The sequence below is a fragment of the Moorena sp. SIO3B2 genome (genome assembly GCF_010692525.1).
Classification (GTDB): domain Bacteria; phylum Cyanobacteriota; class Cyanobacteriia; order Cyanobacteriales; family Coleofasciculaceae; genus Moorena; species Moorena producens.
In genome coordinates this window covers 1-1,658 of record NZ_JAAHHE010000813.1, presented here as the reverse complement: position 1 = coordinate 1,658, position 1,658 = coordinate 1, and the positions used below count along the sequence as shown (strand labels likewise).

1 protein-coding gene is annotated in these 1,658 nt (G+C 44.2%); it reads right to left on the bottom strand.

Annotation, left to right across the window (positions count from 1 at the left end):
- Window positions 1-35 precede the first annotated feature (35 nt).
- Window positions 36-1,596, bottom strand: a protein-coding gene (locus F6K38_RS41350) for an ISKra4-like element ISMpr2 family transposase (RefSeq protein WP_193374691.1) whose coding sequence is annotated in 2 segments (ribosomal slippage) — window positions 36-632 and window positions 634-1,596 — 1,560 coding nt in all. Because the reading frame shifts where the segments join, the coding sequence is not laid out codon by codon here.
- Window positions 1,597-1,658 lie beyond the last annotated feature (62 nt).

The following is a 1,658-nucleotide window of genomic DNA, read 5'->3' as shown; positions in this document are numbered from 1 at the left end:
GGGTGTGGCTCTTTTGGAAAGACGTTTGGTCAGGTTTAGAGAGGTATCGGAAGAGTAGGAGGAGCAGTAATAGAGCAACGAGCTTGAATTAGTCGTTTCATCAAAGGAAGGCCATCTTTGTACAAAGACAAGTGATTACGTTTATGCTCTTGCTTTAAGTGAAAGGGCCAATACTCTTGCCAATCACCGCTAACATAAAGCGAGCGCAGACGTAAAACCGCCTCAGCACCCATAAGACTCCATCTAGCCCCGGTAATGTCCATCCTGTCTTTGATTAAGTGACGACAAGCGCCCTCAATAACCCCAGTGGCAATGGGAAGACCAGCTTTCAAGTAATCGTGGTATTTGAGGTAAGCAGCGTTGTTGAGTAAATATCTGGCACACTTATCCACTGGCTGACGTTGTGATGCAGAAAGTTGGCGCTTTGTAGCGCTACCACGCATACCCCCAGCAACTGTACTCGATTTACCTTCAAGGATCAGCAGTAAACGTTTACTAACCCAAACTTCGGCTTGTTGACTAGTGTCCGAATAGAAGGCAAATGCAGCCTTCCACAGATACTCAATCACATGAATAATATCCAGGACAATCGTTAACTTGAGATGGTGTTCGCGAGCAAATTTTTTCAAAGCGCGATAATTGTGTCTTGTTACCATCGACCAGAGCGCAAAAACGCTTGTGTTGATTGGGGTCGCGGTGTAATGCCTCGTCAAAAGCTTCTTTTATAACAAGTGATGGTTCTTTAACTAAACTTGCCCAAACACGCTTACCGATTGGTTTGGGTCGTTTGATTTTTTTGTGTTCTTCTTCTGTGCTGACAATTTGTTGAGGTGTACGAACAAAAGGGTTGATGGTATAAACTGAAGCCACTGTTGCCATTCGCTTTGAATTGCGTTTTTCCCCCTTAGTTAATCGTTTATTTAACTTCTTGCTATTTGCCAGCGCTCTTTTTTGCGTGGGAGCACGTAAGTCTTCTGTACGCATGACAACACCCTTGCCATCCACACTAATAACTACTATTTCCCCCGTCTCCTTCAATTCAACCGATTGTGCTTGTTGATGAGCATAGAATTGATCAAAGTCACAAGCACTTTGATCAGCCAATTGTTCAACTTGTCGCTTACCAACTTTTGCGGCTGTTGTTTTCTGTATGATTTCGACTGTTTCGCCAAACCCTGAACGAGCTACTTCGACAGCCACTCGCTCTCTCAGTCCGTGGGAGTATTTTTCTACTGGTAGGTTTAACTCGGCATCGAGTGGGTTGAGGGAAGTTATTTTTCGTCCACCATAACCGATTCGATTGGCGATGATCGTGCCAAATATTGTTGTCAGCTTCCTTGTAAATCTCTTCTTATGGGTTCTCTTGGCTTCGTCGTTACCTAAGCATTCTCCTTCGATCTCGTCATCACTTCGTCTGTCGAAGTAACCTTGCAGCAGTCGTCTTAATAGTTCGTATCCGTTTTCAAGCAGTTTACTCTCTAATTCCCCATGTTGTAAACCGCAAACACTATCTGAACCCAGCCAGTCCACTATTTCTTCAAATAGCTCTCGCGCTTGTGAGAAAAACATGTCTTCATTTGAGATCGATGGTTGCATAGGTCCAAACTTTTCCTGAACTACTGCTGACTTTTTCAGCTGGTCACCCACCAGGAGGTATT